General features: G+C 75.4%; 8 protein-coding genes. 6 read left to right on the top strand and 2 right to left on the bottom strand.

All coding sequences use genetic code 11. The annotated features are described in order from the left end of the window. A partial coding sequence (locus tag H1A17_RS25220; protein WP_194823049.1) for a Trp biosynthesis-associated membrane protein occupies positions 1-144 on the top strand: 144 nt, incomplete at its 5' end. On the opposite strand, the gene H1A17_RS25215 is transcribed toward H1A17_RS25220, so the two are convergent. Beyond that, positions 137-400: a hypothetical protein gene (locus H1A17_RS25215; protein WP_145920946.1), complete on the bottom strand. Its 264-nt coding sequence runs from the start codon at positions 398-400 to the stop codon at positions 137-139. The two genes, H1A17_RS25220 and H1A17_RS25215, sit on opposite strands and share 8 nt — an antisense overlap. Before the next feature lie 478 nt (positions 401-878). Between H1A17_RS25215 and trpC the strand changes: the two genes are divergently transcribed. The 5 genes from trpC (at position 879) to H1A17_RS25190 (ending at position 6,404) form a co-directional block, all read left to right on the top strand. Next, positions 879-1,682, top strand: coding sequence for an indole-3-glycerol phosphate synthase TrpC (gene trpC, locus H1A17_RS25210; RefSeq protein WP_176738808.1), 804 nt, complete (start codon positions 879-881; stop codon positions 1,680-1,682). 105 nt (positions 1,683-1,787) lie between these two features. Next, positions 1,788-3,017 carry a tryptophan synthase subunit beta gene (trpB, locus tag H1A17_RS25205; protein ID WP_145920945.1) on the top strand — a complete coding sequence of 410 codons (1,230 nt, stop codon included), beginning with the start codon at positions 1,788-1,790 and terminating at the stop codon, positions 3,015-3,017. A gap of 4 nt (positions 3,018-3,021) precedes the next feature. After that, the gene (gene trpA / locus H1A17_RS25200) at positions 3,022-3,825 is read left to right on the top strand and encodes a tryptophan synthase subunit alpha (protein ID WP_145920944.1); all 804 of its coding nucleotides are present in this window, start codon (positions 3,022-3,024) and stop codon (positions 3,823-3,825) included. A gap of 189 nt (positions 3,826-4,014) precedes the next feature. After that, positions 4,015-5,205 (top strand): prolipoprotein diacylglyceryl transferase, encoded by a 1,191-nt coding sequence (lgt, locus tag H1A17_RS25195; protein ID WP_194823048.1) that lies wholly within the window; start codon positions 4,015-4,017, stop codon positions 5,203-5,205. A gap of 11 nt (positions 5,206-5,216) precedes the next feature. Beyond that, a complete protein-coding gene (locus H1A17_RS25190) occupies positions 5,217-6,404 on the top strand; it encodes an NAD(P)/FAD-dependent oxidoreductase (protein WP_145920942.1) in 1,188 nt (395 codons plus the stop codon). Between the two features lie 178 nt (positions 6,405-6,582). Here the strand turns inward: H1A17_RS25190 and H1A17_RS25185 are convergent, their stop codons facing one another. Next, positions 6,583-7,428: a GNAT family N-acetyltransferase gene (locus H1A17_RS25185; protein ID WP_145920941.1), complete on the bottom strand. Its 846-nt coding sequence runs from the start codon at positions 7,426-7,428 to the stop codon at positions 6,583-6,585. Between the last annotated feature and the right edge of the window lie 24 nt (positions 7,429-7,452).

Raw genomic sequence — 7,452 nt, 5'->3', positions numbered from 1 at the left:
GCCTGGCCGGCGATGGGCACCCGCTACGAGCGGACGGTCCGCGCCGACGGGCCGGCCCGGCCGGGTGGCCGGCCGATCGCCGAGGGGGGCAACCGGGAGGCGTGGGACGCGCTCGACCGGGGTGAGGACCCGACGGTCAGCTGACCGGCTGCGGCGTGCGGGCGGCCGGCCGGTCCCGGGTGGCGGCCAGCTCGGCGACCAGCCGGTCCAGGGCGGCGCGCTGGTCGGCGCGGGCCCGGTCGGCGCAGACCGCCTCCCAGGCGTTGCCCCGCGCGGTACGCACCCGGCTCTCGCCCACCACGACGCGTTCGACGGTGTGCACCACCTCGACGGCCAGCGAGGCGACGGTCCGGGAGATGGTGGTGAGTCCGATGCCGGCGTTCGGCCCCGCAGTGCTCATAGGTCACCCCGCACGATGAGATCCGATGGTGGGCAGGCGCATCGTCGAGTCTGCCCGACACCCATGCTGCCGGGCTCACGTTTCGCCCGGGTGACGGCCCGGTCAACGGCCCCCACCTGCGCGGCATGGTCCTTCTTGAGCTTGGTCACAGCCGCCGGGCCTGACCGGTCGTGCTGCGCGCCGGGCCGGGACGTGATCTCATAGCGTATGGGCATCGATCGATGGTCCGGGGCGCCCCGGACGACGGGTGTCGATGACACCCACCGACGGGCCCGGTGGCGCTGCGTGACATTCCGTTCACCGGAGGTCCGGCATCATGCCACAGCCCATCTCGTGAGGAGCGCCATACCCCCGGCGTCTGTCGCCAGGTGGCGCCCCCTAGCATCGGCCCATGACACCCGGAGAGGGGAGTCCGTTGGTGACTGCTGAGCATGCGCACGCAGAGGGGGACGGGGCCGGTTCGGCGGCGTCCGGAAGCGTGCTCGACGAGATCCTGGCCGGCGTCCGTGAGGACGTGGCCCGGCGGCAGGAGCAGCTTCCGCTGGAGCGGCTGCGCGAACTGGCCGCCGCCGCGCCACCACCGCTGGACGCGTACGCGGCCCTGCGCAAGCCCGGCGTGGCCGTGATCGCCGAGGTGAAGCGTTCCTCGCCGAGCCGGGGCCGGCTGGCCGAGATCGCCGACCCGGCCGAGTTGGCCGGCGAGTACGCCTCCGGTGGCGCGCGGGCGATCAGTGTGCTGACCGAGGGGCGCTGGTTCGGCGGTTCCCTCGACGACCTGGCCGCCGTCCGGGCCGCCGTGCAGGTGCCGGTCCTGCGCAAGGACTTCGTGGTATCCAGCTACCAGGTGCACGAGGCGCGGGCGCACGGCGCCGACCTGGTGCTGCTGATCGTCGCCGCGCTGGAGCAGAACGCCCTGGTCGGCCTGCTGGAGCGGATCGAGTCGCTGGGCATGTGCGCGCTGGTCGAGGTGCACACCGAGGAGGAGGCCGACCGGGCCCTGGAGGCCGGCGCGCAGGTGATCGGGGTCAACGCCCGTGACCTGCGTACCCTGGAGGTCGACCGGTCGGTGTTCGAGCGGATCGCGCCCGGCCTGCCCAGCAGCGTCGTCAAGATCGCCGAGTCGGGGGTGCGGGGCCCGCACGACCTGATCCGGTACGCCTCGGCCGGCGCCGACGCCGTCCTGGTGGGCGAGGGGCTGGTCACCCAGAAGAGCCCCCGCGAGGCGGTCGCCGAGCTGGTCAACGCCGGGAACCATCCGGCCACGCCCCGCCCGGCGCGCTGACCCGACGGGCAGATCCGCGCAGCGAGAGGACATCGCGATGAGCGAGCGATTCGTCACCGGCGACGCGACGGAGCGTCGGCGCGCCACCGGCCCGGAAGTGACGGCATGAGCGCCGGGGAGGTGGCCGAGCGGTTCCCCGACTCCGCCGGTCACTTCGGCCGCTTCGGTGGCCGGTTCGTCCCCGAGGCGCTGGTCGCGGCGCTCGACGAGCTGGACGCCGCGTACCGCAAGGCGATGACCGACGAGGAGTTCCTCGCCGAGTTCGACGCCCTGCTGCGCGACTACGCCGGCACCCCCTCGCTGCTGTACCCCGCCGAGCGGTTCTCCGCCCGGATCGGTGCCCGGGTGCTGCTCAAGCGGGAGGACCTCAACCACACCGGCGCGCACAAGGTGCGCAACGTGCTGGGCCAGGCGCTGCTCACCCGGCGGATGGGCAAGCGTCGGGTGATCGCCGAGACCGGCGCCGGCCAGCACGGGGTCGCCACCGCCACCGCCGCCGCCCTGTTCGACCTCGAATGCGTGGTCTACATGGGCGAGGTCGACACCGAGCGGCAGGCGCTCAACGTGGCCCGGATGCGGATGCTCGGCGCGACCGTGGTCCCGGTGACCACCGGCTCGCGCACCCTCAAGGACGCGATGAACGAGGCGATGCGGGACTGGGTCGCCAACGTCGACGACACCCACTACCTGATCGGCACCGCCGCCGGGCCGCACCCGTTCCCGGAGCTGGTCCGGGACTTCGTGCGCGGCATCGGCGACGAGGCCCGCCGGCAGTGCCTCGACCTGACCGGCGCGCTGCCCGACGCGGTGCTGGCCTGCGTCGGCGGCGGCTCCAACGCGCTGGGCATCTTCCACGCGTTCGTCCCCGACACCGACGTGCGGCTGTACGGCTTCGAGGCCGGCGGCGAGGGCGTGGAGACCGGCCGGCACGCGGCCAGCATCACCGGCGGCAGCTCCGGGGTGCTGCACGGCACCCGCACCTACGTACTCCAGGACGCCGACGGCCAGACCATCGAGTCGCACTCGATCTCCGCCGGCCTGGACTACCCCGGGGTCGGCCCGGAGCACGCCTGGCTGCACGACACCGGCCGGGCCCGCTACCGGCCGGTGACCGACGCCGAGGCGATGGCCGCGTTCGAGCTGCTCTGCCGCACCGAGGGGATCATCCCGGCGATCGAGAGCGCGCACGCCCTGGCCGGCGCGGTGCAGATCGCCCCGCAGCTCGCCGCCGAACTGGGCCGGGAACCGGTCCTGGTGGTCAACCTCTCCGGTCGGGGCGACAAGGACGTGCACACCGCCGGTGAGTACTTCGGCATCCTCGACAAGGAGCAGTGAGACCGTGAGCCGGATCGGGGTGGCCTTCGACAAGGCCCGCGCCGACGGGCGGGCCGTCCTGGTCGGCTGCATGCCGGCCGGGTTCCCCACCGTCGACGGCAGCATCGCCGCGATGACCGCGATGGTCGAGGCCGGGGTGGACGTCATCGAGGTGGAGATCCCCTACTCCGACCCGGTGATGGACGGCCCGGTGATCCAGAAGGCCAGCGACATCGCCCTGGCCGGCGGCGTCCGCACCGCCGACACGCTGCGCATCGTCGAGGCGGTCGCGGCCACCGGCGCGCCGGTGGTCACCATGACCTACTGGAACCCGATCGAGCAGTACGGGGTGGACGCGTTCGCCCGGGACCTGGCCGCCGCCGGGGGCACCGGCCTGATCACCCCGGACCTGATCCCGGAGGAGGCCGGCGAGTGGCTGGCCGCCTCGGACGCGTACGGGCTGGACCGGACGTTCCTGGTCTCCCCGTCGTCGACCGACGCCCGGCTGCGGATGACCGTCGAGCACTGCCGGGGCTTCGTCTACGCCACCGCCATCATGGGCGTCACCGGGGCCCGGTCGCAGACCTCCGACGCCGCACCGGTGCTGGTCTCCCGGGTGCGGGAGGCCACCGAGTTGCCCGTCGGGGTGGGGCTCGGCGTCGGCACCGGCGCGCAGGCGGCCACCGTCGCCGGGTACGCCGACGGGGTGATCGTGGGCAGCGCGCTGATCCGCCGGCTGCTGGACGCACCGGACCTCGACGCCGGCCTGGCCGCCCTGCGTACCCTCTCCGCCGAACTCGCCGAGGGCGTCCGCAACCCGGCCCGCTGACCCGCCCGCCCCGGCCACGGGGGCGATAGAACTGGCGTGCCGGCGACACGACGGTTCCCCGACGGCGGGGCGCCGGCCGGGGTGGTGCGCGCGGATCACCGGGCCGGACCGCGGCGCGGCCGGTCGTACCGGGGCTCTGACCGGACCGGGGTGCCACGGCGGGCGTCCGCAGCGGTAGCCTGTGCACCCGTGACCCTCGTCTCGATGACGCCCCTGGCGGCGCTGCCCAGCCCGACCACCGCCGTCTGGCAGCTCGGGCCGGTCCCGCTGCGGGCGTACGCCCTCTGCATCGTCGCCGGCATCGTGGTCGCCTGCCTGGTGACCGAGCACCGGCTGCGCCAGCGGGGCGTCGCCCCCGGCGCGGTGCTCGACATCGCGGTGTGGGCGGTCCCGACCGGCATCATCGGTGCCCGGATCTACCACGTCGTCACCTCACCCGAGAAGTACTTCGGCACCGGCGGTGACCCGTGGAAGGCGTTCGCCATCTGGGAGGGTGGTCTCGGCATCTGGGGGGCCGTGGCCGGTGGCGCGGTCGGCGCCTGGATCGCCGCCCGGCAGCTCGGCATCCCGCTGACGGTGGTGGCCGACGCCCTGGCCCCGGGCCTGCCGCTGGCCCAGGCGGTGGGTCGGCTGGGCAACTGGTTCAACAACGAGCTGTACGGCGGGCGGACCACCCTGCCGTGGGGCCTGGAGATCCACCGGATGGACCCGGACAACCCGGGGCACGCGCTGCGCGACGACGCCAACCAGCCGATCCTGGAACCCGGCCTCTACCATCCGACGTTCGCCTACGAGGCGCTGTGGAACCTCGGCGTCGCGGGCCTGGTGTTCGCCCTGGACCGGCGGTTCAAGCTGGGACGCGGCCGGGCCTTCGCGCTCTACGTGATGGGCTACACCGCCGGCCGGTTCTGGATCGAGCTGATGCGCACCGACGAGGCGAACCACATCCTCGGTCTGCGGCTCAACGTGTGGACCGCCGGCCTGGTCTTCCTCGGCGCGTTGATCTACTTCCTGCGGGTGCGGGGCCCCCGCGAGTTCCTGATCCCGCTCGACGCCCCCGCTGCCGTTCCCGCCGCCGACGGCGCCGGGAGCGACGTCTCCCAGGTCGACCTCGCCGCCACCGGGAAGGGGTCCCCGACGGCCGCCCCGGCGGGGTACCGGGTGGTCGACGAGGAACAGTTCACCGCGTACCGGGAGAGCGGGGTGCTGCCCGACGCGCCGGGCGCGCCGCCGGCCGACGACCGGGTCACCGGGCCGGAGGCCGGTGACCCTGCTCCCGACGCCGACGACCGGCCTTCCGGGGCCGACCGCGGCGACGAGCCCGCCGGAGCCGACCGGTCCGCCGGTGCCACCGACCGGTCCGCCGACCGGGACAGCTGAGCGGGCGCGGCATGCGCAGCGCGGTGGTGGTCGGGGCCGGCCTCGGCGGTCTGGCGGTGGCCGGCGCGCTGGCCCGCTCCGGGTGGCGGGTCACCCTGCTGGAACGGGCCGACCGGGTACGCCCGGAACCCACCGCCGTGGTGCTGTGGCCCAACGGGGTACGCGCGTTGCAGGTGCTCGGCATCGGTGCCGGCCTGGACGCCATCGCGACCCCGCTGCCCGACGGCGGTATCCGCCGCCCCGACGGTCACTGGCTGGTGCAGCCCCGGCCCACCCCGGCCGACCGGATGCCGGTGGTGGTGCACCGGGAGGACCTGCACGACGCGCTGATCGCCGGCCTCGGTGACCGGGTCGAGCTGCGCACCGGGGTCGCCGTGGACAGCGTCCGGGCCGACGCCGCCGAGCGGCCCGGGGTGGGCTGGAACGGCCAGTTCGTCGAGGCGGACCTGGTGGTCGCCGCCGACGGCACGGACAGCGTGCTGCGCCGCCAACTCGCCCCCGAGGCCGCCGTGGTCAGCTCCGGCTGCGCCGCCTGGCGGGCGGTGATCCCCTGGTACCGGGCACCCCTGCCGGCCGACCGGCCGGTCGGGGGCGAGGTGCTGGGCGCCGGCTACCGGTTCGTGGCCGCCTCGCTGGGGGAGCGCGGCTCCTCCGGGGCGTCCCGCCGGGGTGGCGTCTACTGGGTGGCCACCGCCGCCGGAGCGCCCCGGCCGGAGCCCCCGCAGACCCAGCTCGCCCTGCTGCAACGCTGGTACGCCGGCTGGCCCGCGCCGATCGGTGAGCTGCTGGCCGCCACCGAACCCGCCGACCTGGTGCAGCAGGAGATCCGTGAGCTGCGCCCGCTGCCCCGGGCGTACGGCTTCCCGGCCGGGCCGGGCGGGGTGGTGCTGCTCGGTGACGCCGCCCACGCCATGCCGCCGCACCTCGGGCAGGGCGCGTGCCTGGCGTTCGAGGACGCGGCCACCCTGTCGTCGCTGCTGCGCGAGTCCCGGCTCCCCGACGCCGTGCTGGCGTACGACCGGGTGCGGCGGCCCCGCGCGGCAACCGTGGTCCGGCAGACCCGGCGGATGTCGGCGGTGCTCCAGACCCGGGGCCGGCTGGCCCTGCGCGCCCGCGACGCGGCCCTCGGCACGATCACGCCACGCCTGCTCTCCGGCGCCGCCACCACCGCCGCCACCTGGCGTCCCCCCACCCCCTGACCCGCGCCCTCCCGCCCCGTCGCCCTCGGGCGTTGATCAAGAGGTTTACGTCACGGCGAGCGCGTGGGGTGACGCAAACCTCTTGATCACCGGGGCCAACGCGGGTCAGGGCCGACGTGGGTCGGGGCAGCACCGGGTCGCGGGGGCAGCGCCGGGGCGGGGCGGGGGCAGAGGGCGGTCAGATGAGGGCGGTGGGTTCGGCTATGCAGGCGGTGCCGATGCGGCGGAAGCCGACGCGTAGGTAGATCCGGGCGACGTCCTCGCTGCCGGCGGAGAGGAAGACCAGGTCGGTGCCGGCGGCGCGCAGGGTGCGGGCCAGGGTGGCGGTCACCGCGGCGGCGAGCCCCCGGCGGCGGGCGGCCGGCAGGGTGGCCACCCCGGCGATCTCGGCGACGTCGTCGACCCGCATCGCCATTCCGCTGGCCAGCACGCCGTCGTCCGGCGTCCAGGCGACCGCCGACAGCCGGCGGCCGGCGGCGATCGCGGCCCGTTCCTCGTCCAGCGCGGCCACGTCCAGCTCGGTCATCGCGGCGTCCCGTTCGGCCGGGCCGGCGTCGCCGGGCACGGTGCCGGCGGCCGAGAACCCGACCGCGGCGACCGCGCGCCGGGCCGCCACGTCGAGCGCGAAGCCGGCCGCGTCCGGGTCCAGCACCCGCACCGGTACGTCGGTGAGCGTCGCCGGGTCGGGCGGGCCGGCCTGCGGGTCGAGCACCATCAGCGGGGCCTCCAGCACGCTCAGCCCGGCGGCCCGGGCGGTGGCGAGCAGTTCCGGGGTGGTCTCGTGCACCCACTCGAACGCCTCCGGCAGACCCAGCTCACGTTGCCGTTCGCGCACCTGGTGCACATCGGCCAGCGACGGTGGCGCGTCGGCGTCGAGGCGGGGGCGGGCGTAGAACGGCCAACCGGCCCCGTCCCGGGCGAACAGCACCAGAGCGCCGTGTTCCTCGGCGCGGGCGGCGTCCCGGGGCACCGCGTCGTAGAAACGTTCCAACCGGTCGAACAGGTCGCGGTGTGCAGGATCCACCGCGCGAGACTACACGTCCCAGAG

This window comes from Micromonospora sp. S-DT3-3-22 (genome assembly GCF_015354745.1).
GTDB classification, from domain to species: domain Bacteria; phylum Actinomycetota; class Actinomycetes; order Mycobacteriales; family Micromonosporaceae; genus Micromonospora; species Micromonospora wenchangensis.
This window is presented reverse-complemented; position numbering and strand designations above follow the sequence as displayed.

What these genes read in the sequence shown, in the direction of transcription:
- H1A17_RS25215 (WP_145920946.1), bottom strand. Translation starts at nt 400, where the DNA reads ATGAGCACTGCGGGGCCGAACGCCGGCATCGGACTCACCACCATCTCC.
- H1A17_RS25190 (WP_145920942.1), top strand. Translation starts at nt 5,217, where the DNA reads ATGCGCAGCGCGGTGGTGGTCGGGGCCGGCCTCGGCGGTCTGGCGGTG.
- trpB (WP_145920945.1), top strand. Translation starts at nt 1,788, where the DNA reads ATGAGCGCCGGGGAGGTGGCCGAGCGGTTCCCCGACTCCGCCGGTCAC.